The following is a 23289-nucleotide window of genomic DNA, read 5'->3' as shown; positions in this document are numbered from 1 at the left end:
TCTCCAAAGAAGAAGGTGGAAGGCACACACCGTTCTTCAACGGCTACCAGCCCCAGTTCTACTTCAGGACGACGGACGTAACAGGGAAGGTAAAGCTGCCAGAAGGCGTAGAGATGGTAATGCCTGGAGACAACGTAACGTTTGAAGTTGAGCTACTCAAACCTGTAGCTATAGAGGAAGGACTCAGGTTTGCTATCCGTGAAGGTGGAAGGACAGTTGGAGCTGGCGTTGTTACTGAAATTCTTGACTAACTTAGAGAGGGGTAGTTATGGCTCAGGACCGCATCAGAATAAAGTTAACGGCCTACGACCACAGGCTTCTTGATAGATCTGTTCAGGAGATTATTGACACAGTTAAGAGGACTGGCGCAATTGTCGCCGGTCCCATACCGCTTCCTACAAAGCGTTCCTGGTGGAGCGTTATCAGGTCTCCACACAAGTACAAGTACTCACAGGAGCAGTTTGAGATAAGGAAGCACAGAAGACTTCTTGACATAAAGAACCCAAAACCTCAAACCGTGGAAGCTTTAATGGACCTGAAGCTTCCCGCCGGTGTTGATGTAGAGATAAAGCTTGACTAATAAAGAGGTGAAACGATGAAAGGCATACTGGGAAGAAAGGTTGGAATGACTCAGATTTTTACAGAGGATGGAAAGGCAATAGCCGTTACTGTTATAGAGGCAGGTCCTTGCACAGTCGTCCAGAAAAAGACTCCAGAGCGTGACGGCTACTCTGCCCTTCAGCTTGGTTTTATAGAAAAGACAAAGCACGAGAGCAAGTTTCCTAAACCTCTCCTTGGCCACTTTAAGAAAGCAGGTATAAAGCCCACAAGGTGGCTCAAAGAAGTTAGGTTTGACAACGTTGATCAGTATGCAGTTGGAGACAAAATAACCGTAGAGATCTTCAAGCCTGGTGAAAAAGTAGATATCACAGGGAAGTCTAAAGGAAGGGGATTCGCAGGCTACCATAAACGCCACGGTTTCGGAGGCGGTAGGAGGTCCCACGGTTCAGACTTCCACGAGGGACCAGGTTCTATCGGTGCCTGTGCAGACCCGGGAAGGGTTCACAAGGGTAAGAGGATGGCAGGACACTACGGTAACGAGACGGTTACCGTTAAGAACCTTGAAATCGTTGACGTTATCCCTGAGAAGAACCTTCTTCTTGTAAAGGGTGCTGTTCCCGGACACAAAGGTGGACTCGTAATAGTCAAAGGAAAGTAAGGGGTGAAAGATGGAGATTAAGGTAGTTAACCCTCAAAATCAGGAAGTTGGAACTGTAGAGATTAAGGAAGAGATAGCAAAGGCTCCAATAAAGCAGCACGCCGTTTGGGAAACTGTTAAGTGGCAGCTTGCAAAGCGCAGGCGTGGAACCCACTCAACCAAAACCCGCGGTGAAGTAAGGGGCGGTGGAAGAAAGCCCTGGCCTCAGAAACACACAGGTAGAGCCCGTCAGGGTTCTATCAGAGCTCCCCAGTGGGTCGGCGGCGGCGTAGTCCACGGTCCAAAGCCGAGGGACTACTCCTACAACCTTCCTAAAAAGGTAAGAAAGGTTGCCCTCAAAAGCGTTATTTCCGGAAGGATTCAAAAGGGTAACTTTATCGTTGTTGAGGACTTCTCCTTTGAGAAGCCCAAGACAAAGCAGGCAGTTGAGTTCCTGAAGAACCTTGGACTTGAGAACGAGAAAGTTCTCTTAGTTGTTCCATCAGATCTTGACGAAAACACTTACCTCTCTTTCAGGAACCTTCCAAACGTTAAGGTTCTTCCAATAGAGGGGCTCAACGTTTACGACGTTCTCTGCTACAACAAGTGTGTCTTCTTTAAGTCAACTCTACCCAAGTTAGAGGAGAGGTTATCATGAGAACTCCCTATGATATAATCCTGCGCCCTATCGTTACCGAGAAGAGCGTAAGGCTTGCAAACCTTGAGGTAAAGAGCTCCAAAACGAAGGAGCCTAAGAAGATTACAAAAGTGACTTTTGAAGTGGCTATGGATGCCACAAAGCCCGAGATAAAGGAAGCCGTTGAGAAGATTTTTGGCGTAAAGGTTGAAAAGGTCAACACTATGATAGTTAAGGGCAAGAGGAAAGGAATCAGGTTCTTAAGGGGTAAAAAGAAGGACTGGAAGAAGGCTATTGTTACCCTCAAGCCCGGCTATGAGATTGACCTTGAGAAACTCTAAGTGAAGGGGTTAGAAAATGGGAATCAAGAGGTTTAAGCCATACACGCCGTCAAGGCGTTTTATGACCGTTTCAGACTTTGCTGAGATTACAAAGACTGAGCCTGAAAAGTCCCTTACAGTTGGTTTTGTTAGGGGAACAGGTAGGAACAACCAGGGTAGGATTACCTGCCGCCACAAAGGGGGCGGACACAAGCGCCGCTACAGGATAATTGACTTCAGGCGCGACAAGATAGGGGTTCCTGCCAGAGTTGCAGCTATTGAGTATGACCCGAACAGGTCTGCCCGTATAGCGCTCCTCGTCTACGCTGACGGTGAGAAGAGGTACATCCTCTGGCCTGAAGGGTTGAAAGTTGGAGACACAGTTGTTGCAGGACCCGATGCTGAAATAAAGGTTGGAAACGCACTTCCTCTCAGGAACATTCCTGTTGGTACTATCGTCCACAACGTTGAGCTCAAGCCCGGTAAGGGCGGTCAGCTTGCGAGGGCTGCAGGCTCATTTGCCCAGCTTATGGGTAAGGTTGGAGATTACGCTCAGCTGAGGCTTCCATCTGGGGAGCTCCGCCTTGTCCACCTTGACTGCATGGCAACAATCGGTCAGGTAGGAAACCTTGACCACGAAAACATCGTTATCGGTAAGGCAGGCCGTTCAAGGTGGTTGGGTATAAGGCCAACCGTTCGCGGAACTGCTATGAACCCCGTTGACCACCCCCACGGTGGTGGTGAGGGTAGAACGTTTGGTAAGCACCCTGTTACTCCTTGGGGTCAGCCAACCAAAGGATACAAGACAAGGCGTTCCAAGAAGTACTCAGACAGGTTTATCATTAAACGCCGCAACCAGAAGTAGGAGGTTTAAATGGGACGTTCACTGAAGAAGGGGCCCTACGTTAACCCCAAGATACTCAAGAAAGTCCGTAAGATGAACGAAACGGGAGAGAAGAAAGTTATTAAGGTCTGGGATAGGGCCTGTACAATTGTTCCTGAGTTTATAGGCCACACCTTTGCCGTTTACAACGGCCAGAAGTTCATTCCCGTTTACGTAACTGAGCAGATGGTTGGCCACAGGCTTGGAGAGTTCTCCCTCACAAGAACTTTCCGCGGTCATGCAGGTCAAAAAGTAGCCAAGAAGAAGTAAGGAGAGGTAGAAAATGGCTGTTGAACAGAGAGAATACTACCAAGCAGGTGAAAGGGGTTTTGAAACCCCTACTGAGGCAAGGGCTATATGGAGAAGGGCCAGAATGTCTGCCTCTAAAGTGAGATTGGTTGTTGACCTCATCAGGGGGAAGCACGTTGACAATGCCCTTGCAATTCTCCAGAACAGCCCCAAAAAGGCTGCCCGTATGGTTGAGAAGGTTTTAAAGAGCGCGATTGCAAACGCTGAGCAGAAGGGCTTAGATCCTGAAGAGCTTATCGTTAAAAGGGCTTACGTTGATGAAGGCCCTACAATGAAGAGGGTTAGGCCCAGGGCTATGGGAAGGGCCAACATCAGGCGCAGGAGAACCTGCCACATAACCGTTGTGGTGGGTAAACCTGAGGAGAAAAAGTAATTTCGGAGGTAAACCTTGGGACAGAAAGTTCACCCAATAGGATTTAGACTGGGAATCACGAAGGACTGGGAGTCTAAGTGGGTTGTTAAGGAGAAGAAGAAGTTTGTTGACACGCTCCACGAAGATCTTAAAATTCGCAACCTCATAAAGCAGAAGTATTACCACGCCGGTATTGCCAGGATTGATATTGAAAGAACTCTTGACAAGATCAACATCAGGATCTGGGCTGCAAGACCTGGTCTCCTCATTGCAAGGAAGGGAGCTGAAGTTAAAGCCCTCAGGCGCTTCCTTGAAGACCTTACAGGGAAGAGCGTTTACATCAACATTGAGGAAGTTAAGTATCCCCAGCTCAACGCTCAGCTTGTTGCTGAGAACGTTGCATCACAGCTAGAGCGCCGTGTGGCGTTCAGGCGTGCCATGAAGAGGGTTATTGCCGATGCTATGAAAGCTGGGGCTAAAGGTATTAAGGTTCAGTGTGCCGGAAGGCTCGGCGGTGCCGACATGGCGAGGAAGGAGTGGTATAGGGAAGGTCGTGTTCCGTTGCAGACCATCCGTGCCGACATAGATTATGGCACTGCTATTGCCAAGACCAAATACGGTGTTATCGGTGTTAAGGTCTGGATCTACAAGGGAGACGTTTACAAGGACGAGACTGAGGAGCTCCTCAAGAAGATTGAGAAAGAAGTAAAACAAGAGATGGCGAGAGGTGAGTAACCATGTTAATGCCAAGGAGAACCAAATACAGGAAGCAGCAGAGAGGAAGATTAAAGGGTAAGTCCTACAGGGGAAACAGGCTTGCCTTTGGTGATTACGGCATTCAAGCCCTTGAGCCTCATTACGTTACTACAAACCAGATTGAGGCTGCAAGGGTTGCAATGACGAGGACTATGAAGAGGGGCGGTAAGGTCTGGATAAGGATTTTCCCCGACAAACCTTACACCAAAAAGCCCCTTGAAACCCGTATGGGTAAAGGTAAGGGTAACGTTGAGACCTGGGTGGCAAAAGTTCTTCCCGGCCGCATAATGTTTGAAATCGCCGGTGTTCCGGAAGACGTTGCAATGGAGGCCCTCAGGCTTGCCATCCATAAACTCCCTATGAAGTGCAGAATCGTTAAGAGGGAAGAAACTCCAGCTGGTGAGGAGTAAGAGATGAAGAAATACACAGAGGAACTCAGGAAGAAGTCTAACGAGGAGCTCCTTAAAATGGTCAGGGAGCTCAAGGAGAAACTCCTTAAACTTCGTTTTAAAAACGCCTTTGGTCAGCTTGAAAACCCTATGGACATCAGGAAAACGAGACGTCAGATTGCCCGCATCCTTACAATCCTAAGAGAGCGTGGCGTTAAGGCTTAACGGAGGAGACAATGGCAGAAAGGGTTAACAGGAGAAAGGTAAGGGTTGGCGTAGTTGTAAGCGACAAGATGGACAAAACCGTTGTTGTCCGCGTTACAAGGGAGTTCCGCCATCCCGTTTACGGTAAGAGGGTTAAGCTTTCTAAAAAGTATATGGCACACGATGAAAACAACCAGTGTCAGGTTGGAGACGTTGTAAAGATTATGGAGACAAGACCCCTCTCCCGCCACAAGAGGTGGAGGGTGGTTGAAATTATTGAGAAGGCTAAGAAACTTGGAGAGGTTTCCGAGGAAACACCGGAAACCGCACAGGAGTAAATCCTTTTAAAGGAGTGTAGGGATGATTCAGGTTCAAACGTACCTCAACGTTGCAGATAACACTGGAGCAAAAAGAGTTCAGTGCATAAGGGTTCTTGGTGGTTCAAACAGGAAGTACGCATCCCTTGGTGACCAAATAGTAGTTACAGTTAAGGATGCCGCTCCAAACGCAACCGCCAAGAAAGGGGAAGTTTACAGGGCTGTTGTTGTTAGGACTAAAAAGGAGGTTCGCCGCCCCGACGGGACCTACATAAAGTTTGACGACAACGCAGTTGTTCTCCTCAACAAGCAGGGTGAACCACTTGGAACCCGTATCCTTGGACCGGTTGCCCGTGAGGCAAGGCAGAAAGGGTTTACGAAAGTCACAACCCTTGCTCCGGAAGTTATATAAGGGAGGAATCTAATGGCTAAGAAGAAGTTTAAGATAAAGGCTGGTGATAAGGTTGTTGTTATAGCCGGGAAGGATAAGGGAAAAGTGGGAAAAGTTCTTAAAGTCCTTCCTGAAGAGGAGAGAGTGATCGTTGAGGGCGTAAGGCTCGTTAAGAAACACCTTCGCCCCAGCCAGAAGTATCCCGAAGGGGGAATTATTGAGAAGGAAGCCCCCATCCACATCAGCAACGTTATGTTAGTTGACCCGAAAACTGGAAAGCCCACAAGGGTTGGAATTAAGTTCGTTGACGGTAAAAAAGTTCGCTATGCCAAGCGTTCCGGTGAGATCATTGACGAGATAAGCAAACCCCAGAAGGCGGGTCGGTAATCCGCTGACCAAGGAGGAGTGATGGCTGAAGAGAAATACGTTCCAAGACTTAAGAAGAAGTATCAGGAAGAGGTTGTTCCTGCACTTATGAAGAAGTTTGGCTACAAGAACATTATGGAAGTTCCGAAAATTGAAAAGATTGTTGTTAACATGGGTGTCGGTGAGGCCGTTCAGAACATTAAAGAGCTTGAGAATGCTATGAACGACCTTGCCCTCATTACCGGTCAGAAGCCTTCCGTTAGGAGGGCAAAGAGGTCTGAGGCCGGGTTTAAACTCCGTAAGGGAATGCCCATCGGAGCTAAGGTTACTCTGAGAAGGGACAGGATGTGGGACTTCTTAGACAGGCTCATCTCTATGGCCCTTCCAAGGGTTAGGGACTTTAAAGGTCTCTCTCCTAAGTCCTTTGACGGAAGGGGTAACTACAACTTCGGCCTTGAAGAGCAGACCGTTTTCCCCGAGATTGACTACGATAAGGTTGACAAAATCAGGGGAATGAACATTACTATCGTCACAACTGCTGAAACCGACGAGGAGGCTAAAGCCCTCCTTGAAGCTTTGGGATTCCCATTCAGGAAGTAATCAGGAGGAGTAGATGGCAAGGAAAGCACTGATAGTTAAGGCTCAGAAAGAGCCAAAGTATAAGGTGAGAAAGTACAACAGGTGTCCCCTGTGTGGACGCCCAAGGGGATACATAAGGGCCTTTGGAATGTGCAGGCTCTGTTTCAGGACACTTGCCCTTCAGGGTAAAATCCCCGGCGTTAGAAAGGCAAGCTGGTAAAAACTTGTAGGAGAGGTAAAAGAGCCATGATGATGGACAGCGTTGCAGATTTCCTTACCCGTATAAGGAACGCTAACCTTGTTTACCACGAAACTGTTGATGCTCCCTACTCCAAGGTAAACGAGGCTATTGCGAAAATACTTAAGGAAGAAGGCTTCATTAAGGATTACGAGATAGTTGAGGAGCCCTTTAAGAGGGCTAAAAACCCTGAGAATAAGAAGAAAATCATCAGGATTCACATGAAGTACGGCCCCAACAAGGAGAGGGTCATCAATGAGATTAAGAGGGTTTCTAAGCCCGGTAGGCGTATTTACGTTGGTAAAGACGAGATTCCCCTTGTGAAGGCCGGTCTTGGAGTGGCTATCCTCTCTACAAACAAGGGGATTATCCCAGGCTACAAGGCCAGGAAACTCGGAGTTGGCGGAGAGGTTCTCTGCTACGTCTGGTAAAACCACTAAAGGAGTGTGGAGATGTCAAGGATAGGAAGGCTTCCGGTTGAGATACCACAGGGCGTAACTGTAGAGGTAAAGCCCGGGAACCACGTTATAGTTAAAGGCCCGAAGGGGCAGTTAGAGTTTACATTCAACCCAAAGCTCACCATTAAGGTTGAGGACAACAAGGTTATAGTTGAGAGGCCCAACGATGAGAAGCAGATGAGAGCTCTCCACGGAACAACGAGAGCTCTCATCAACAACATGGTTATCGGCGTCTCAAAAGGATTTGAGAAAGTCCTTGAGGTGAAAGGTCTCGGTTACAGGGCATTTGTTAAGGGAGACACTTTAGAGCTCCACTTAGGTTTCTCCCACCCTGTTCTCTACAAGATTCCTGAAGGTATTCAGATAGAGGTTGACAGGGACAACAACATCTACGTTCGCGGAATTGATAAGCAGAAGGTTGGTCAGGTTGCTGCTGAGATTCGCTCCTTCAGGCCGCCTGAGCCATACAAGGGTAAAGGTATCAGGTATAGGGGCGAGAAGATCATCCTCAAAGCCGGTAAATCTGCTAAGAAGTAACCTTAGAGGGGAGAGAAAATGGCAAAGCTTACAAGGCGTGAAAGGATTGCTAAGAAGCATAGAAGGGTCAGGAAGAAAATATTTGGAACTCCTGAAAGGCCAAGGCTTGCAGTTTACAAGAGCCTCAAGCACATCTACGCTCAGATTATTGACGATACAAAGGGAGTTACGCTGGTTGCCGCTTCAACGCTTGATAAGGAGCTCCGTGATAAGCTCCCTGAGCTCACAAAGACAGAAGAGGCAAGAGAAGTGGGTAAACTCATTGCTCAGCGTGCCCTTGAGAAGGGGATTAAGAAGGTTGTTTTTGACCGTGGCGGTTTTATCTACCACGGCCGTATAAAGGCTCTGGCCGAAGGTGCCAGAGAAGGCGGACTTGAATTTTAGGGAGGTAGTTGATGGCTAAGAGAGTTAGACCTGAAGGGCTTGAGCTGAAAGAGAGGCTTGTTCATATTAACAGGAACGCAAAAGTCGTTACAGGTGGTAGGAAGTTCAGCTTTACAGCTTTTGTCGTGGTTGGAGACGGCAAAGGAGTTGTTGGATTTGGTAGAGGTAAAGCTGCTGAGGTTCCAGACGCCATAAGGAAAGCAACTGAAGATGCGAAAAAAAACCTTATTAAGGTTCCCGTTGTTGACGGAACCATTCCTTTTGAGGTTGAGGCGAAGTTCGGCGGTTCAAAGGTTATAATGAGGCCGGCTGCTCCCGGTACCGGAGTTATCGCATCTGCTCCTGTCCGTGCAGTTCTTGAGTCTGCGGGTGTTACAGACATCCTTACAAAAGTCATCGGTTCTACAAACCCTCACACGGTTGTAAGGGCAGTTCTTAAAGGACTTGAGCAGCTTAAGACTCCAGAGGAGTTTGCAAAGCTCCGCGGTGTTCCCGTTGAGGAGCTCCGCAAACGCTGGAAGCTCCCGGGAAGGAGAATCACAAAAGAGGGTGAAATCGTCAGGAGGTAGTGATGGCAAAGGTTAAGATAACCCTCGTTAGAGGGCTTGCTGGAAAGAGCAAGAGGAAGAAGGCAACTCTGGCTGCCCTTGGCCTCCACAAGAGGGGCGCCACAACTGTTAAAGAGCTCAACCCTGCAATTGAGGGAATGATTGAGAAGGTTAAAGAACTCGTAAAAGTAGAACCTGTGGAGGAGTAAAATGGGACTTGAGCTTCATAACTTAAAGCCAAACCCTGGAGCAGTCAGGGAGAAAAAGCGCGTAGGAAGAGGCCACGGCTCCGGCCACGGAAAGACGTCCGGTAGGGGACAGAAGGGACAGACAGCCCGTTCCGGATGGAAGGGAGGAACAAGGCCCGGATTTGAAGGTGGTCAGACTCCCCTCTACATGAGGTTCCCAAAGAGGGGATTCTCAAACGCTCCCTTTAAGAAGGAATACGCAGTAATCAACGTTGGAGACCTCAACGAGGCCTTTGAGGAGGGAACTGAGATTACACCGGAGCTCCTCAGGGAAACAGGCCTAGTTAAGAGGAAGCTCCCGATTAAAATCCTGGGAGACGGCGAGCTTACAAAGAAGTTCGTTGTTAAGGCCCACAAGTTCTCAGCCTCTGCAAAGGAGAAGATTGAGGCTGCAGGAGGTTCCTGGGAGGAGATAGCTTAAGGAGAATTAAATGAACTTAGCAAAGATAGTTGCTAACGTTACGGAAGTTCCGGAGCTCCGCAGGAGGTTTCTCTTTACGCTGGCCATCCTGGCCGTTTTCCGGCTGGGGGCCCACATTCCCGTTCCCGGCATAAACGTTCAGGCTTTAATTGAGTTCTTCCAGAGGGCTCAGGGAACGGTATTTGGAATGATGGACGTCTTTTCCGGTGGAGCTCTCAGGAAACTCACAGTCTTTGCCCTTGGCGTAATGCCCTACATCAGCTCGGCAATCATCATGCAGCTTTTAACCGTTGCCATTCCTTCCATAGAGAAACTTGCAAAAGAAGAAGGGGAGTACGGTCGGAAGAAGATTGCCCAGTACACCCGCTACGGAGCAGTTCTTCTCGCCTTTATTCAGGCTTTAGGTATATCCATAGGTCTTCAAAGTTTAACCAGCCCTTCAGGGGTTCCCGTTGTTCCCAATCCCGGTTTTACCTTCATGTTCGTTACAGTTACAACCCTAACTGCTGGTTCAACTTTCCTCATGTGGCTTGGCGAGAAGATAACAGAGAAAGGAATAGGTAACGGAATTTCACTCCTCATCTTTGCAGGTATCGTTTCACGTATTCCAAACGCCGTTATAACCATGATTACGATGCTTAAGAACGGAGATATGTCCCTCTTTAAAGCTATAGGCGTTGTAGCAATTATCGTTGCAATGATTGCGGCTATTGTCTACATACAGGAGGCGGAGAGAAGGGTTCCGCTCCAGTATGCAAGGAGAACGGTTGGAAGGCAGGCTGTAGGGAAATACACGAGCTACCTACCTGTAAAGCTCAACCCTGCAGGAGTTATGCCCATTATCTTTGCAGCTTCCGTTCTCATGTTCCCTGCAACGGTTGTCCGCTTCATTCACCACCCGATAGCCCAGGCCATTTACGACGCTTTAAGGCCAGGAACAACTCTCTACATGGTTGTTTATGGAGCTCTCATCTTCTTCTTTACCTACTTCTACACTGCAATCATCTTCAACCCTGAAGAGATAGCTGAAAACCTCAACAAGGCCGGCGGTTTCATTCCCGGCGTGAGGGCTGGAACAGATACTGCAAAGTATTTGGACAGAATAGTCTCAAGGCTCACCTTTGCAGGAGCTATCTTCCTTACCCTTGTCGCAATTATCCCACTCATAATCGTTCAGAGAATGCACCTTCCCTTCTACTTCGGCGGAACGGCAATCCTGATCGTTGTCGGTGTTGCACTTGATACACTCCGTAGAATGGAGGCCTTTGCTCTAACTCTCTCCTATGAAAACTTCTTCCGCAGAAAACAGAGAAGGTTCAGCCTTGGAGGTTCAAAATGATAAGAGTTGTCTTCTTAGGTCCTCCCGGTGCAGGTAAGGGAACTCAGGCACAGAGAATTGCAGAAAAATATAACGTTCCCCATATATCTACCGGTGATATCTTAAGGGCTGCTGTTAAAGATGGAACGGAACTCGGAAAGCTTGCAAAGTCTTACATGGATAAGGGAGAGCTGGTTCCAGACGACGTAATAATTGGAATCATAAGGGAAAGACTCTCCCAACCTGATGTTAAAGAGAGGGGATTCATCTTAGACGGCTTCCCCAGAACACTTGCACAGGCTGAGGCCTTAGACAAGATGCTTGAAGAACTCTCAATGCCCTTAGACAGGGTTATCTACCTCAACGTAGATGATGAAGAGATAGTAAAGAGGCTTCTTTCAAGGGGAAGGGCAGACGATACAGAAGAGGTTATCAGAAATAGACTTAAAGTCTACAGGGAGCAGACAGCTCCTTTAATTGATTACTACTCTGAGAAGTGTCTCCTTGCAGAAGTTTACGGTGTTGGCGATATAGACGAAATAACGAAGAAGATAGAAGACCTCTTAGGTTTGGAAGGTTAGGCCTTGAAAAAGACGAAACACGGGATAATCCTCAAAACTCCTGAAGAAATTGCAAAGCTGAGGACTGCCGCTGCAACAACGATGGAGATTCTCCTTAAGGTTGCTGAACAGGTTGCACCGGGGATTACGGCTTTAGATATAGATAAGCTTGCAAGGAGCTACTGTAAGGATTACGGCGTAAAGCCCGCTTTTTTAGGTTACGGTGGTTTTCCGGGAGCCATCTGCGTCTCTGTTAACGAGGAGGTAGTTCACGGGCTTCCTACAAAGAGAAAAGTCTTTAAAGAGGGAGACATTGTCTCCCTTGATTTTGGAGCTGTAGTTGACGGCTGGATAGGGGATGTTGCAGTTACAGTCCCCGTTGGGAAAATAAGTGAGAACGCTCAGAAGCTCATAGACGTTACAAGGGAAGCCCTCTATAAAGGTATTGAAGCTGCTAAGGTTGGGGGTAAGCTGATAGATATCTCAAGGGCTATACAGAAGTTCGTTGAGTCCCACGGTTTTAACGTCACGAGGGGGTATGCGGGTCACGGAATTGGCCGCTCACTCCACGAGGAACCCCAGATAACCAACTACGTCTACAAGGGTTACCCCGACATAACCCTTGAGCCGGGGATGACTTTTGCCATTGAGCCTATGGTAAACGAAGGAACCGGCAGAGTTAAGGTGAAGAGGGATAGGTGGACAGTTGTGACAAAAGACGGTAAACTCTCAGCCCACTTTGAGCACGATATTGCCCTTACGGAGAACGGGACTATAATTATGTCCGCAATTTAGCGCTAACGTTTTTAATTAGGAGAAGTAATGGCTAAGGAGAAAGGAATTCAGGTAGAGGGTAAGGTAGTAGAGGCTTTACCCAATGCCTACTTTAAGGTTGAGCTTGACAACGGGCACCAGGTTCTTGCCCACGCTTCAGGAAAGATGAGGGTTCACTTTATCAGAATTCTGCCAGGCGACCGTGTGGTCGTTGAGCTGAGCCCCTACGACTTAACAAGGGGAAGAATTATCTACAGAAAAGGATAAACCGTCCCTTCGTATACCGCGGCTAACGGCACGAAACACTAAAGGAGAGGTTTGGGATGAAGGTAAGACCGTCTGTTAAGAAGATCTGTCCAAAGTGTAAGATCATCAAACGCAAAGGCGTTGTAAGGGTTATCTGTGAAAACCCGAAGCACAAACAGAGACAAGGTAAGTAAGGAGGAAAGCTGTGGCGAGGATAGCTGGAGTTGACATTCCAGACAACAAAAAGGTTCCCTACTCCCTTGCCTACATCTACGGCATAGGGATTAAGAGCGGATTCAAGATCTGCGAAAAGGCCGGCGTTGACCCTGAGAAGAGAGTTAAGGATCTTACGGAAGAGGAAATTGCAAAGATAAGGAAGATTATTGAGAACGAGTATAAGGTTGAAGGTGACCTCAGGAAAGAAATCGCAATGAACATTAAGCGTCTCATAGAGATTGGGTGTTACAGAGGGGTTCGCCACAGACTTGGCCTTCCCGTTAGGGGTCAGAGGACAAGGACGAATGCGAGAACCCGTAAAGGCCCCAGAAAGACTGTTGCCGGTAAGAAGAAGGCGCCTAAGAAGTAATTGAAGGAGGTAATTGATGGCTAAGGCCAAAAAGAGCAAGAAGAAACAGAAAAGGACTGTTGGTTTTGCTATAGCTCACATTCAAACTTCTTTTAACAACACCATTGTTACTTTTACCGATAAGGAAGGAAATACTCTTTGCTGGGAGAGTGGTGGAACTGTTGGTTTTAAAGGAACGAGGAAAAGCACTCCATATGCCGCTCAACTTGCAGCTACTAAGGCTGCCCAGAGGGCTATGAAGGAGTTTGGAGTTAAGGATGTTGAGATAAGGATCAAGGGAAACGGTGGCGGAAGGGAAACCGCCATTAAAGCTATAGCTGCAGCAGGGCTTAACGTTAAAGTTATCCGCGATGTTACTCCAATTCCCCACGACGGCTGCAGACCACCAAAGAGAAGAAGGGTTTAACGGAGGTAGTAGATGGGTAGGTATACAGGACCAAAGTGGCGCATTGCAAGAAGACTCGGCGTTAACATATACGTTGGAGAGGAGAAGTCTCAGAAAGGGAAATCCGTTCTTGATAGAAGACCTTACGCTCCCGGTCAGCACGGCCGTTCCCGAAGGAAGATTTCCTACTACGGCCGCCAGCTTATGGAGAAGCAGAAAGTTAAGTTCTACTATGGTGTAAGGGAGCGTCAGTTTAGGCGCTTTTACGAAATGGCCGAGCGTATGAGGGGGCAGACAGGTGAAAACCTCCTTAAGCTCCTTGAGAGCAGGCTTGACAACGTTGTCTACAGGCTTGGGTTTGGTAAGTCCCACAGACACGCAAGACAGCTTGTTGTCCACGGCCACATCCTTGTAAACGGAAAGAAGGTTGACAGGCCTTCTTACCTGGTTAAGCCTGGAGACGTTATTGAGGTTAAGGAGAAGAGCAGGGATATTCCACAGATTAAAGAGGGAATTGAGCTTGCCCAGAGGAGAGGGATTCCTTCCTGGTTAGAGCTTGATGCTGAGAACTTTAAGGGAGTTGTGAAGGCAGAGCCTACACGTGAAGAGATTGAAATTCCTATTGAGGAACACCTGATAGTAGAGCTCTACTCTAAGTAATAGCTAACGCTTTTCGGAGGAAGATAATGGTTGAGTTTATAACTCCCGATAAGTTTAAGTGGGAGGAGCATACCGATACCTACGGCCGTTTTGTTGTTGAGCCTTTAGAGAAGGGTTACGGTATTACTGTTGGTAACGCTTTAAGGCGTGTTCTCCTTTCCTCAATAGAGGGGGCAGCCCCAACGGCTGTTAAGTTTGAAGGGGCTTACCACGAGTTTACCACACTTCCAGGTGTTGTTGAGGACGTTACGGAGATCGTCCTTAACATAAAGAAGCTGAGGTTTGTTCTCCACGGAGATGGTCCTGTTTTTATTGAGCTGAAAAAGAAAGGTCCTGGTAAGGTTTATGCGAAGGATTTTGAACTTCCATCTCAGGTGGAGCTCCTCACCCCCGACCAGGAGATAGCAACTCTTGATAACGAGAACTCCGAAATTGAAATACACCTCAGGATAGACAGAGGTAAGGGGTTTGTTCTTTCTGAGGACATTCAGGAGATCTTTGAAATTACGACCCTCGGTTGGATTCCCCTTGACGCAGATTTCTCTCCTATAAAGAAGGTTACCTACAAAGTTGAGGATACGAGGGTAGGAAGGAGAACCGACTACAACAAGCTCACCTTTGAAATCTGGACAGATGGAAGTATTTCACCTAAAGATGCTCTTGTAAGAGCTGCTAACATACTGATAGATCACTTCTCACTTGTCAGGGATAAGTTAGTAGAAGCCCTCTTTGCCGTTGAAGAGGTAAAGGAGAAATCGGAGTCTTCAGAGATTCTTTCCCAGACCCTTGAAGAAGCGGGCTTAACGGGTAGAGCTCTTAAAGTTCTTAAGGAGCACGGTATTGAGACGGTTGGGGAGCTTGTAAAGCTCAACAGAAAAGAGCTTGAAAGTCTTAAAGGGCTTGGTAAGAAGTCCCTTGCTGAAATTGAGAAGTTTCTTACTTCTCTTGGACTTGAGCTTGGAGGTAAGGAGGAATGAGACATAGAGTAAAGAAGAAGAAGTTGGGAAGGCCTACAGAGCACAGGCTTTTAATGCTCAGGAACTTAGTTACAGACCTTATGGAGCACGGCAAAGTGGTTACAACAGTTGCGAGGGCTAAGGAGCTCCGCCGTATGGCCGACAGGCTCATAACAAAAGCTAAGCAGGAAGATAAGGTTAAAGCTATTAGAGACGTTCTTACCGTTGTGACGAGGAAGGAAGTTGCTTATAAAGTTGTTAACGAGATAGCTCCTAAGTACAAAAATAGAAACGGCGGTTATACAAGGCTTCTCCACTACGATTTCAGGAAGGGAGATGCTGCTCCAACTGCTATAGTTATGCTTGTTGAACCTTTAGAGGAAAAGGAATCTGAAGAGAAGGCTGAATAAGTTGTGGCTGAAAAGGAAACAGAAGCCCCCGTTTGGGGGCTTTTTCATTTATGAGGGTTAGTTGTTTCTGACAGGTACTTCAATTTCTATCTTACCCTTTGTATTTTCACTTTCCGTGATATGGATGTTAACCCCACTGGTGTCTATAAAAGGAAACTCTTCAAGGGCTTTGAGTATGGCTTCTTTAACTGCTTCAACTGCGTTTGGCGGTAAACCTGCCCTGTCGTACTTCAGTATCAGCTGAAGCCTCTTCTTTGCTACCTCCTTTGCAGGGGGTCTGCCAAAGGCATCCCTCAGTTTATCCATAAATCCCATCATTCACTCCCGAAGAGTCTTTTAAGTTTTTCCAAGAAGCCTTCAGAGTATGTCCACTTGGGTATGGGGATCTCCTTTCCTAAGAGTCTCTCTGCAATGTTTCTGAGCTCTTTTCCGGCGATGGAGTCTTCAAAAAGAACTGCTGGTTCACCTCTGTTTATGTAAGAGACCATGTTCTTATCTTCGGGAACAACACCTAACAGATCAAGGCTTAGTACCTGAAGGACATCTTCTACGTCTAACATGTCTCCTCTTGCGACTTTTTTCGGGTCAAGTCGGTTTATTACCAATTTCGGTTCCGGTTTCTGCATAGCTTCACAGAGACCTACTACTCTGTCTGCATCCCTTATAGACGCCATTTCAGGGTTTGCAACGACAATAATTGTGTCGGCAGGCGTTACCGCGGTTTTAAACCCTTCCTCTATTCCTGCCGGTGAATCTATGAAGATAAAGTCAAACTTATCACGGAGCTCCTCAACTATCTTCACCAGGTCTTCCGGTTTTACTGCACTCTTGTCCTTCGTTTGAGCTGCTGGCAAGAGGTAGAGGTTTTTAGTTTTCTTGTCCTTTACCAGAGCCTTTTCCGGTGGAACAACTCCTTCAACAACGTGGACAATGTCGTATACGATTCTGTTTTCAAGTCCTAAAACAAGGTCAAGGTTTCTCAGGCCGATATCTGCATCTATTGCCACAACTTTGTAGCCCTTCATTGCCAGAGCTGTGGCAACGTTCGCTGTTACCGTGCTCTTTCCAACTCCTCCCTTTCCAGAGGTGATACAGATTACTTTGTCTGCCATTAATTTCTCCCCGTTTTGTGTTCTACCTTTATTTTCCCATCTTTCACTTTAATTTTAAAATTAACATAGGACTCATTCCTTTCAAAAGGAACCTGTTTCCCGCAGACCTCTAATATTGGAGCTTGAAAGTATAGTGCTCGTACTTCACACTCTTTTTTCCCTATTCCTGCTCTTACAAACCCCATAAGGTTGCCCATAACGTAGACGTTTCCCCCGGCTTCTACTTCCGCTCCTGGGTTAACATCCCCCATAATTATTACATCTCCTGTTGATGTTATTTTATCTCCTGATCTCAAAGTTTTCTTAATAAACTTTATTTCTTCGTTGTCTGCTCTCTCTTTTATCTTTTCAATTTCCATATTTGAGAGGTCGCAGGGAACTCCCAGTTTTATACAGAGCTCCCTGTTCTCTTTAACGTTTGTCTTAAAGCCGCAGAATGTCAGTTCGTTAACTGTTTTAAAAAATTTAAGGAGCTCCTCAACTTCGTCTGCCATTAATGTTCTGTCTTCAACTGAAAGGATAAATCGGGAGCCTTTCAGCAGCTGTTTCTTTTCTGCTATAAACTGCTTTATCTTCTCTAAGTCAAAGTTTGAGCTGTCTGTCAAAAGTTCTATTGCTATTACGTTGGTTCCCCTTAGCTTAAAATCCATTTTACACCTCTCTAAGTTGTAAATTCTAACAGGATTGGAGGAGACAATGAAGTTTTTATCTTCAAGGAAGTCGGGAAAGATTTCTCTCTTCGGCGTTCCCTACGACTCAACAACCTGTTTCAGACCCGGTGCAAGGTTTGGCCCAGACGGTATTAGGTTTTTCTCTGAGAATTTGGAAGAGTTCAGCCTTGCTTTAGGGAAGTCTTTAAAAGATGTGGACTTTTCCGATGTCGGAAACCTTGAAGTTCCCGTAGAGCCTGAAAAGATGGTTAGTTCCGTTTACTCTTTTGTTAGAGAGCTTGAGATTCCCGTTCTCCTTGGTGGAGAGCACTCTGTTACCTATCCGGTTGTAAAGGCCCTTTCAGAGAGGTTTAGAGAGTTAATGGTTGTCCACTTTGACGCCCATGCAGACCTGAGGGAGAGCTACTCAGGAACTCCTTACTCTCACGCCTGCGTTATGAAGAGGGTTCTGGATTTGGGAGTTTCAATTGTTCAGGTAGGTATAAGGAGTGCAACTAAAGAGGAGGCGGAGCTCCGCCGTCAAAATCCCAACATAACGGTTGTTGATTCTCTTTCAGAACTCCTCTTTCTACTGTCCCGTGTAAGTGCTCCCGTTTACTTTTCTATTGACATAGACTTCTTTGACCCTGCCTTTGCTCCCGGAACTGGAACTCCGGAGCCTCCCGGAGCATCTCCGGTTGAATTCTTTGACTTCATCTATAAATTACCAGCCGTCAACGTTGTGGGGTTTGACGTAGTTGAAGTTTCTCCCCCTTACGACCCCAGCGGGATTACCCAGATGCTTGCAGCTAAAATTGTCAGGGAGCTTTTAATAAAGTTCTGGGGGTAGGAATGCTCTGGTTTACTGAACACTACTCCGGTGAGGGGATGGAGCTCTCGGGAACCGGCTTAACCGTTAAGGTGAAGTCTGCCGTAAGGAAGAGAACGCCATATCAGGAGCTCCTTCTCCTTGAAACCGAAGATTGGGGAAAGATGCTGGTTCTGGATGGTGCCATTCAGACTTCAGAGAGGGACGAGTTTATCTACCACGAAATGATAGTCCACCCCGCAGCCTTTACCTTCATCCGTCAAATAGAGAGGGTTCTGATTATTGGTGGTGGAGATGGAGGAACCGTAAGAGAAGTTCTGAAGCACGAACCAAAACAGATTGATATGGTTGAGATAGACAGAGATGTTGTTCAGTTTGCAAAGGAGCACCTACCCTCAATCTCCTGTGGTCTTAAAGATGAGAGAGTTAACCTGATATTTGGAGACGGCAGGGAGTTTGTAAAAGATAAGGAGGGAGTTTACGACCTGATAATCGTTGACTGTTCAGACCCTATCGGCCCATCAAAGGTTCTCTACGAAGAAGATTTCTACAGGGATGCAGCAAAAGCGCTGAAGCCCGATGGAATCTTTGTTACACAGTCTGAATCTCCCTTTGCTCAGAGGAGGGTTCATGTTAGAGTGGTGAGGGAGCTCTCCAAGGTCTTCAAAATTGTCCGTCCATACCTCGCCTTTATCCCAACTTACCCTTCCGGTATGTGGAGCTTTACAGTTGCCTCAAACAGGTTAGACCCTTTAGGAGCTGCTCCATCGTCCCTTGGAAAGCTCTACAGGGAGTTTGTTGAAAGAAGTGGAGAGCTCAAGTACTACAACCCGGAAGTCCACTACGGAGCCTTTGCAATACCAAACTTTGTATACAGGGAGGAGTAGAAATGGAAATACTTGAACAGATTGCAAGGGAAGCTGAAGCAAACACTCAGGTTCCCGCCTACCCAAGGAGTGTTGAAAAGGTTATCGCCGCTGTGATGTCCTCGCCAAACTTCTGGAAGATCGTTGACCTCTCAGACGAGCCCCTTCCTTTAGTTGCCGAAATCCTCAAGCTTTTGAACAAGCACGACCTTGTTGCCTTTGAGGGGAACCAGATACTCCTTACAGAGGCTGGGGCTGAGCTTGCAAGGAAACTTGGGATTGAGCCCTTTGTTTCCCACAGGTGCCCTACCTGTAAAGGAAGGAGCGTTGTTATTGATGAGTCTTTAAAGCCTGCCTTTGAGAAGTTCTTAAAGATTCAGGAGAACAGACCTCCTGCAATTCACCAGTACGACCAGGGTTACGTTACACCGGAAAACACCTTTGCACGAGTTGCCCTTGCCGACGACAGGGGAGACCTGAGGGGTAAAAAAGTAGTAGTTCTTGGAGACGACGACCTTATGAGCATTGCCCTTGCCCTCTCTGGCCTTCCTGCAAAGGTGACAATCCTTGAGATTGACGAAAGGCTTGTGAACTTTATTAAGGAAGTTTCTGATGAATACAACCTGAACATAGATGCCAGGGTTCACGACCTCCGCCAGCCACTTCCTGAAGACGTTGTTGGAGCCTACGATACCTTCTTTACAGATCCACCTGAAACAGTTGAGGCAATAAAGGCCTTTGTGGGAAGGGGAGTTGCAACGCTCAAAGGTCCAAGGTGTGCCGGTTATTTCGGAGTTACCCGCAGGGAATCTTCAGTTGACAAGTGGAGGAGAATTCAGGAAGTTCTCATAAACATGGGTCTTGTCATCACAGACCTTCTCCACAACTTTAACGAGTACGTTAACTGGGACTACTACGAGGAGATGAGGGGATGGCAGCTCACTCCCGTTAAGGAGCCCCCAAAGGATATCTGGTACAGGTCAACCCAGTTCAGGGTTGAAACAGTTAGAGGGTTTAAAGGCTTCAACGAACCTATCGTTGGTGATATCTACAACGACGCGGAGAGCTCCACAACCTAAAACCTCATCCGGCGGGCTTCTTGCCCGCCCTTTCAATCATATAGTTAAAGAGCTTAACAACAAAGGGACCAATTAAATTCTGAACAACGCTGTAGAAAACTGCCGGGAGTGCAGAGAGAGCTCCCCAGTGAGAAACCGCCAGAACAGTTGCAAGGCCTGAGTTCTGCATTGCCGTTTCAATTGAAATTGTTATCCTCTCAATCTTTGGAACTCCCAAAAACCTTGGAATAACGTATCCTAACCAGAATCCAAAAAGAAGGTGAAGAAGAGAACCCAGGAGTAAAAGCTCAAAGGTTTTAAACGGCAAGGAGAGAATCTTTCCCCTTCCGGCTGAAACAACAAAACCGACAATTAAAACAACGGCAACGGTTGAGTAAGCTGGGAGGTAGGGTTTTATCCTTTTAACCCTTTCACCAAACCTGCTGTTTATCCAGACTCCTAGAACAACAGGAATTAGGGTTATCTGAACCATATCTAAGAACAGCTTGAACGCATCCACTTTAACGACCTTTCCGGCAAACACCTTCGTAAGGATTGGGGTAAAAACCGGCGAGATTAAGGTATTTATTCCTGAAAGGGCTAAGGAAAGGGCAAGGTTTGCTCCCGCCAGGAAGTTGTAGACGTTTGAAACAACCCCTGTAGGACAGGAACCTGTTAAGACCTGTCCGGCTATGAAAACTTTGGGGAGCTCCCTGTAAAGCCACAGTGCAACTAACCAGCCAAGAAGTGGCATTACCGAATACTGGGTCAATAGACCTATAAGAACAATCCTGGGTTTTTTAAGAACTGCCTTGAAATCCTCAAACTTTAGCGTTAAACCCATTGAGAGGATTACGGAGCCGAGGAGGGGCTTAATAATCGGCTTGAGCGGGAGGAATGCTCCGGGAAACTTTATTGCCAGAGGGGTAATTATTAAAACCCACAACCAGAGAAAGTTAGCTATCAACTTTCCTCCTCAATTTGTTTCTGCTATTCTACTCCGGATGTTTGTTGATACTGTTGTATTAAACGTTAGTTTCAGTTAAACTTTTACTCCCCTGAAAATTTTAGGTTAGCTGTGAGGAGATGGGATGGTGAAGTTCCGATATCTTGTTCCCCTTTTGTTCTCTTTCGGAATAATGATTCATAATTCTATACCTGCTGAAATGACAGTAAATGGGGAGGTTCCACAGATCTCTTTACCCTCTTCAGGTTCACCTTCAGAACCTGGAGTTCCACAGAGTGGATTTCCCGTCTGGACGCCCTGTAAAGGGTGTCAACACGTCTGGTATTTAACCTGCAGAAATCCAGGAAAAGAAGGTTGTATTGTTGATGGTAAAGAGGTTTCCTGGGAAGAGTTTGTTAAAAGGGCAAATAAGAGGGCAAAAGTTGTAAGTATTGAGAAACTGAGAAATGGAACTGTAATTGTCTGGTTCAAATGGTAATTTTATTGGTGGAGGTGGCGGGATTCGAACCCGCGTCCGGAGATGCGGCCCAGGTAGCTTCTACAGGCTTAGCCTGTGTTTTGCCGTCTCGCTCCGGGGTTAGCCCACAGGCAGGCGCCCCGGAGCCAGCCCTCTAACTTCTCGGGAGCTCCCCCGAGGGCGAGGGGAGCTCCCCAGCCCGCCTCTCTGTCGCCCTACCCGGAGCCGACGGGCGGAGCTCCGGGGGACGTCGCTGCGCTAATTAGGCAGCGAGAGCAAGTTCTTCGTTGGCAACTATCTTGGGTGCCTTTTTAACGAGGTTGGCTCCTCGGCCTGCCGCTACCTGAACCTCTGCATCCCCGTCGAAACCGGTCACCCCCGTATTCATCTGTCGTTTAATAAATATAGACGGGCACAAAATTTGTGCAAGGGCTGAAAATATTGGAAATCAAAGTTCAAAAAGCCACTCTTTCCAGTTTTCCCCTATTTTCCCCTTTCTCCTATACCTTTCCATCAGTTTCGGACAGGGGCAGTTCCTCTTGTACCTGTTCAGCTTTTCAGAAACCCTTAAAACGATTTCTGGAAAAAGAGAAACTGCCCTGTCAACTTTCTTTTTCTCCTCTTCCCTCAGCATTCCCTCAAAAAGGATTCCCTCTTTAAAAACACTCTCCTTTATACCCTCGGCGTAGTTTGTGACGTAGCAGAGAGCTCCATAACAGATCTCAAGCTCCCTTGCCAGAAACACCTCTGGAGCTAAGGTCATTCCAACCAGGTCTGCTCCTAACTTTTTAAGCATCCTGATTTCGGCTCTCGTCTCAAGCCTTGGCCCCTCTGTACAGGCGTAAACTCCGCCGTCGTGGTAGCTTACCCTTAACTCACTTAACGAATCTAAGAGGGCTTTTCTGACGCCGGGGCAGAAGAGGGGGCTCTGCCTGACAAACCCAAGGCCGCCGTTCTCAAAGAACGTTCCTTTCCTCTGCTTTGTAAAGTCTAAAACGTCGTCTGGAACGACAAAATCCCCCGGCTTAAACTCCTCTCTCAGTGATCCCGGCCCCGTCCAGGAGACGATGATTTCTGCTTTTAGCTCCTTTGCTGAGTAGATGTTTGCTCTGTAGTTTACAAACGGAGCAGTTGTATCGTAGTCCTTTTCACCGTGGCGAGAGAGGAAAAGGTATTCAAAGCCGTTTGGGTGCTTAATTCTGTAGATGGGATTTGAGAGGCCGTAGGGGGTATCAAGCCTTTTAACCTGTAGAACTTTTCCAAACCTCTCCTTCTCTAACGTATAAGCTCCGCTTCCCCCGATTATCAGAACTTTAGCCACGGTTTCTCCTGATTTCTGGAGGAGTTATCCTGTGGAGTTTAAACCTCTCTCTTGCAAGTTCTTCTACCCAGTCAATTTCCTGAAACCTCTGGACAAAGGGATCTATTGATATGCCACCCCTCGGGTTGAACTCCCCGTAAACCTCTATGTAGTAAGGCTCAAGGAGTTTGAAGAGGTCATCTGCTATCTGGTTAACAGTATCTTCGTGGAAACCTCTGGCATTCCTGAAAGAGAAGAGATAGAGCTTTAATGATTTACTCTCAACCAGCCACCTGTCGGGGATGTACTGGATGTAGATTGTTGCAAAGTCTGGCTGGCCTGTTATGGGGCACAGGGTTGTGAACTCTGGGCAGTTGAAGGATACCCAGTAGATTCTGTCAGGGAACTTATTGGGGAACTTTTCCAGAACATCAGGGCTGTATTCAAACGTGTATTCCGTTTTCTTTCCAAGCTTTGAGACTGTTCCAAAATCTTTTCTCTCCAAAGGGCACTCCCTAAGAGTTTTAGGAATTTTACTATCGGTCTGGTTGTTTGATGAATCATGATTCAAAGTTTGGAAAGAGGGGGCAGCTGAGGTGCTGCCCCTTTCTCCATAAAGG

42 protein-coding genes and 1 other RNA gene are annotated in these 23289 nt (G+C 47.1%); 36 read left to right on the top strand and 7 right to left on the bottom strand.

Annotation, left to right across the window (positions count from 1 at the left end; all coding sequences use genetic code 11):
* The 32 genes from F8H35_RS03420 to rplQ all read left to right on the top strand — a co-directional run.
* A partial coding sequence (locus F8H35_RS03420) for an EF-Tu C-terminal domain-related protein (RefSeq protein ID WP_472572159.1) occupies positions 1-251 on the top strand: 251 nt, incomplete at its 5' end.
* 17 nt (positions 252-268) lie between these two features.
* Positions 269-580: a 30S ribosomal protein S10 gene (gene rpsJ, locus F8H35_RS03415; protein ID WP_013537015.1), complete on the top strand. Its 312-nt coding sequence runs from the start codon at positions 269-271 to the stop codon at positions 578-580.
* Positions 581-595: 15 nt separating this feature from the next.
* The gene (gene rplC / locus F8H35_RS03410; protein WP_472572158.1) at positions 596-1219 is read left to right on the top strand and encodes a 50S ribosomal protein L3; all 624 of its coding nucleotides are present in this window, start codon (positions 596-598) and stop codon (positions 1217-1219) included.
* A gap of 10 nt (positions 1220-1229) precedes the next feature.
* A complete protein-coding gene (rplD, locus tag F8H35_RS03405; RefSeq protein WP_472572157.1) occupies positions 1230-1856 on the top strand; it encodes a 50S ribosomal protein L4 in 627 nt (208 codons plus the stop codon).
* A complete protein-coding gene (rplW, locus tag F8H35_RS03400) occupies positions 1853-2176 on the top strand; it encodes a 50S ribosomal protein L23 (RefSeq protein WP_472569044.1) in 324 nt (107 codons plus the stop codon). Before rplD ends, rplW begins: the two co-directional genes overlap by 4 nt.
* Before the next feature lie 16 nt (positions 2177-2192).
* The gene (gene rplB, locus F8H35_RS03395) at positions 2193-3020 is read left to right on the top strand and encodes a 50S ribosomal protein L2 (RefSeq protein WP_472572156.1); all 828 of its coding nucleotides are present in this window, start codon (positions 2193-2195) and stop codon (positions 3018-3020) included.
* Between the two features lie 9 nt (positions 3021-3029).
* Positions 3030-3308 (top strand): 30S ribosomal protein S19, encoded by a 279-nt coding sequence (gene rpsS / locus F8H35_RS03390; protein WP_013537020.1) that lies wholly within the window; start codon positions 3030-3032, stop codon positions 3306-3308.
* A gap of 13 nt (positions 3309-3321) precedes the next feature.
* Complete coding sequence (gene rplV, locus F8H35_RS03385; protein ID WP_472572155.1) at positions 3322-3720, top strand: 50S ribosomal protein L22; 399 nt, start codon at positions 3322-3324, stop codon at positions 3718-3720.
* 15 nt (positions 3721-3735) lie between these two features.
* Complete coding sequence (rpsC, locus tag F8H35_RS03380; RefSeq protein ID WP_472569047.1) at positions 3736-4434, top strand: 30S ribosomal protein S3; 699 nt, start codon at positions 3736-3738, stop codon at positions 4432-4434.
* A 2-nt stretch (positions 4435-4436) separates the two neighbouring features.
* Positions 4437-4865: a 50S ribosomal protein L16 gene (gene rplP, locus F8H35_RS03375; protein WP_464903781.1), complete on the top strand. Its 429-nt coding sequence runs from the start codon at positions 4437-4439 to the stop codon at positions 4863-4865.
* 3 nt (positions 4866-4868) lie between these two features.
* Positions 4869-5069 (top strand): 50S ribosomal protein L29, encoded by a 201-nt coding sequence (rpmC, locus tag F8H35_RS03370; RefSeq protein WP_472572154.1) that lies wholly within the window; start codon positions 4869-4871, stop codon positions 5067-5069.
* A gap of 11 nt (positions 5070-5080) precedes the next feature.
* Positions 5081-5386, top strand: coding sequence for a 30S ribosomal protein S17 (gene rpsQ / locus F8H35_RS03365; protein ID WP_472569049.1), 306 nt, complete (start codon positions 5081-5083; stop codon positions 5384-5386).
* Between the two features lie 22 nt (positions 5387-5408).
* On the top strand, positions 5409-5777 hold the full coding sequence (gene rplN, locus F8H35_RS03360; protein WP_142935714.1) for a 50S ribosomal protein L14: 369 nt from the start codon (positions 5409-5411) through the stop codon (positions 5775-5777).
* 12 nt (positions 5778-5789) lie between these two features.
* Positions 5790-6143, top strand: coding sequence for a 50S ribosomal protein L24 (rplX, locus tag F8H35_RS03355; protein ID WP_472572153.1), 354 nt, complete (start codon positions 5790-5792; stop codon positions 6141-6143).
* A 21-nt stretch (positions 6144-6164) separates the two neighbouring features.
* Positions 6165-6722 carry a 50S ribosomal protein L5 gene (gene rplE, locus F8H35_RS03350; protein ID WP_472569051.1) on the top strand — a complete coding sequence of 186 codons (558 nt, stop codon included), beginning with the start codon at positions 6165-6167 and terminating at the stop codon, positions 6720-6722.
* Positions 6723-6735: 13 nt separating this feature from the next.
* Positions 6736-6921: a type Z 30S ribosomal protein S14 gene (locus F8H35_RS03345; protein ID WP_464903775.1), complete on the top strand. Its 186-nt coding sequence runs from the start codon at positions 6736-6738 to the stop codon at positions 6919-6921.
* A 26-nt stretch (positions 6922-6947) separates the two neighbouring features.
* Positions 6948-7370, top strand: a complete 423-nt coding sequence (rpsH, locus tag F8H35_RS03340) for a 30S ribosomal protein S8 (protein WP_472569052.1) — start codon at positions 6948-6950, stop codon at positions 7368-7370.
* A 21-nt stretch (positions 7371-7391) separates the two neighbouring features.
* Positions 7392-7934 carry a 50S ribosomal protein L6 gene (gene rplF, locus F8H35_RS03335; RefSeq protein ID WP_472569053.1) on the top strand — a complete coding sequence of 181 codons (543 nt, stop codon included), beginning with the start codon at positions 7392-7394 and terminating at the stop codon, positions 7932-7934.
* Between the two features lie 18 nt (positions 7935-7952).
* Entirely contained in the window at positions 7953-8318 is a 366-nt protein-coding gene (gene rplR, locus F8H35_RS03330) for a 50S ribosomal protein L18 (RefSeq protein ID WP_472572152.1), read from the top strand.
* Positions 8319-8329: 11 nt separating this feature from the next.
* Entirely contained in the window at positions 8330-8887 is a 558-nt protein-coding gene (gene rpsE, locus F8H35_RS03325) for a 30S ribosomal protein S5 (RefSeq protein ID WP_472572151.1), read from the top strand.
* A 2-nt stretch (positions 8888-8889) separates the two neighbouring features.
* Entirely contained in the window at positions 8890-9075 is a 186-nt protein-coding gene (gene rpmD / locus F8H35_RS03320) for a 50S ribosomal protein L30 (RefSeq protein ID WP_456341712.1), read from the top strand.
* A gap of 1 nt (position 9076) precedes the next feature.
* Positions 9077-9535, top strand: coding sequence for a 50S ribosomal protein L15 (rplO, locus tag F8H35_RS03315; protein ID WP_472572150.1), 459 nt, complete (start codon positions 9077-9079; stop codon positions 9533-9535).
* 10 nt (positions 9536-9545) lie between these two features.
* A complete protein-coding gene (gene secY, locus F8H35_RS03310; RefSeq protein ID WP_472572149.1) occupies positions 9546-10874 on the top strand; it encodes a preprotein translocase subunit SecY in 1329 nt (442 codons plus the stop codon).
* Complete coding sequence (locus F8H35_RS03305) at positions 10871-11434, top strand: adenylate kinase (RefSeq protein ID WP_472572148.1); 564 nt, start codon at positions 10871-10873, stop codon at positions 11432-11434. Before secY ends, F8H35_RS03305 begins: the two co-directional genes overlap by 4 nt.
* A 3-nt stretch (positions 11435-11437) precedes the next feature.
* Positions 11438-12208: a type I methionyl aminopeptidase gene (gene map, locus F8H35_RS03300; protein WP_472572147.1), complete on the top strand. Its 771-nt coding sequence runs from the start codon at positions 11438-11440 to the stop codon at positions 12206-12208.
* A 27-nt stretch (positions 12209-12235) separates the two neighbouring features.
* Positions 12236-12454: a translation initiation factor IF-1 gene (gene infA / locus F8H35_RS03295; protein WP_013637833.1), complete on the top strand. Its 219-nt coding sequence runs from the start codon at positions 12236-12238 to the stop codon at positions 12452-12454.
* 56 nt (positions 12455-12510) lie between these two features.
* A complete protein-coding gene (gene rpmJ, locus F8H35_RS03290; RefSeq protein ID WP_013637834.1) occupies positions 12511-12627 on the top strand; it encodes a 50S ribosomal protein L36 in 117 nt (38 codons plus the stop codon).
* A gap of 11 nt (positions 12628-12638) precedes the next feature.
* Positions 12639-13019 (top strand): 30S ribosomal protein S13, encoded by a 381-nt coding sequence (gene rpsM / locus F8H35_RS03285; protein WP_472569060.1) that lies wholly within the window; start codon positions 12639-12641, stop codon positions 13017-13019.
* A gap of 16 nt (positions 13020-13035) precedes the next feature.
* Entirely contained in the window at positions 13036-13425 is a 390-nt protein-coding gene (gene rpsK, locus F8H35_RS03280; protein ID WP_472572146.1) for a 30S ribosomal protein S11, read from the top strand.
* Between the two features lie 12 nt (positions 13426-13437).
* A complete protein-coding gene (gene rpsD, locus F8H35_RS03275) occupies positions 13438-14064 on the top strand; it encodes a 30S ribosomal protein S4 (RefSeq protein WP_472572145.1) in 627 nt (208 codons plus the stop codon).
* 26 nt (positions 14065-14090) lie between these two features.
* Entirely contained in the window at positions 14091-15041 is a 951-nt protein-coding gene (locus tag F8H35_RS03270; RefSeq protein WP_472572144.1) for a DNA-directed RNA polymerase subunit alpha, read from the top strand.
* Positions 15038-15430 carry a 50S ribosomal protein L17 gene (rplQ, locus tag F8H35_RS03265; protein ID WP_472572143.1) on the top strand — a complete coding sequence of 131 codons (393 nt, stop codon included), beginning with the start codon at positions 15038-15040 and terminating at the stop codon, positions 15428-15430. The genes F8H35_RS03270 and rplQ overlap by 4 nt, the downstream gene beginning before the upstream one ends.
* 57 nt (positions 15431-15487) lie before the next feature.
* Here rplQ and F8H35_RS03260 read toward each other — a convergent pair whose 3' ends face one another.
* From F8H35_RS03260 to F8H35_RS03250, 3 genes are read right to left on the bottom strand one after another with little or no spacing between them, the layout of a single operon-like run.
* Positions 15488-15745, bottom strand: a complete 258-nt coding sequence (locus tag F8H35_RS03260; protein ID WP_472572142.1) for a cell division topological specificity factor MinE — start codon at positions 15743-15745, stop codon at positions 15488-15490.
* Positions 15745-16542 (bottom strand): septum site-determining protein MinD, encoded by a 798-nt coding sequence (minD, locus tag F8H35_RS03255; RefSeq protein ID WP_472572141.1) that lies wholly within the window; start codon positions 16540-16542, stop codon positions 15745-15747. Before minD ends, F8H35_RS03260 begins: the two co-directional genes overlap by 1 nt.
* Positions 16542-17192 carry a septum site-determining protein MinC gene (locus F8H35_RS03250; protein ID WP_472572140.1) on the bottom strand — a complete coding sequence of 217 codons (651 nt, stop codon included), beginning with the start codon at positions 17190-17192 and terminating at the stop codon, positions 16542-16544. Before F8H35_RS03250 ends, minD begins: the two co-directional genes overlap by 1 nt.
* Before the next feature lie 46 nt (positions 17193-17238).
* On the opposite strand from F8H35_RS03250, the gene speB reads away from it, so the two are divergent.
* Genes speB through F8H35_RS03235 form a run of 3 tightly spaced genes read left to right on the top strand, consistent with a single transcriptional unit; the run spans position 17239 to position 19966 of the window.
* Positions 17239-18042: an agmatinase gene (gene speB, locus F8H35_RS03245; RefSeq protein ID WP_472572139.1), complete on the top strand. Its 804-nt coding sequence runs from the start codon at positions 17239-17241 to the stop codon at positions 18040-18042.
* Positions 18043-18044: 2 nt separating this feature from the next.
* The gene (gene speE / locus F8H35_RS03240) at positions 18045-18908 is read left to right on the top strand and encodes a polyamine aminopropyltransferase (RefSeq protein WP_472572138.1); all 864 of its coding nucleotides are present in this window, start codon (positions 18045-18047) and stop codon (positions 18906-18908) included.
* A gap of 2 nt (positions 18909-18910) precedes the next feature.
* Positions 18911-19966, top strand: coding sequence for a bis-aminopropyl spermidine synthase family protein (locus F8H35_RS03235; protein WP_472572137.1), 1056 nt, complete (start codon positions 18911-18913; stop codon positions 19964-19966).
* Positions 19967-19970: 4 nt separating this feature from the next.
* Here the strand turns inward: F8H35_RS03235 and F8H35_RS03230 are convergent, their stop codons facing one another.
* On the bottom strand, positions 19971-20912 hold the full coding sequence (locus F8H35_RS03230) for a bile acid:sodium symporter family protein (protein WP_472572136.1): 942 nt from the start codon (positions 20910-20912) through the stop codon (positions 19971-19973).
* A gap of 199 nt (positions 20913-21111) precedes the next feature.
* Between F8H35_RS03230 and F8H35_RS03225 the strand changes: the two genes are divergently transcribed.
* The gene (locus F8H35_RS03225) at positions 21112-21390 is read left to right on the top strand and encodes a hypothetical protein (protein ID WP_472572135.1); all 279 of its coding nucleotides are present in this window, start codon (positions 21112-21114) and stop codon (positions 21388-21390) included.
* Positions 21391-21396: 6 nt separating this feature from the next.
* On the opposite strand, the gene ssrA is transcribed toward F8H35_RS03225, so the two are convergent.
* From ssrA to queF, 3 genes are all read right to left on the bottom strand, one after another.
* Positions 21397-21749, bottom strand: a transfer-messenger RNA (tmRNA) gene (ssrA, locus tag F8H35_RS03220).
* A gap of 68 nt (positions 21750-21817) precedes the next feature.
* Complete coding sequence (locus F8H35_RS03215; RefSeq protein ID WP_472572134.1) at positions 21818-22690, bottom strand: MTAP family purine nucleoside phosphorylase; 873 nt, start codon at positions 22688-22690, stop codon at positions 21818-21820.
* Positions 22683-23174 carry a preQ(1) synthase gene (gene queF, locus F8H35_RS03210; RefSeq protein ID WP_472572133.1) on the bottom strand — a complete coding sequence of 164 codons (492 nt, stop codon included), beginning with the start codon at positions 23172-23174 and terminating at the stop codon, positions 22683-22685. The genes F8H35_RS03215 and queF overlap by 8 nt, the downstream gene beginning before the upstream one ends.
* Positions 23175-23289: the final 115 nt, after the last annotated feature.

Source organism: Thermovibrio sp. (assembly GCA_015488335.1).
GTDB lineage: Bacteria > Aquificota > Aquificia > Desulfurobacteriales > Desulfurobacteriaceae > Balnearium.
The sequence above is the reverse complement of the archived record's forward strand: the minus strand, read 5'-3'. Positions and strand labels throughout refer to the sequence as shown.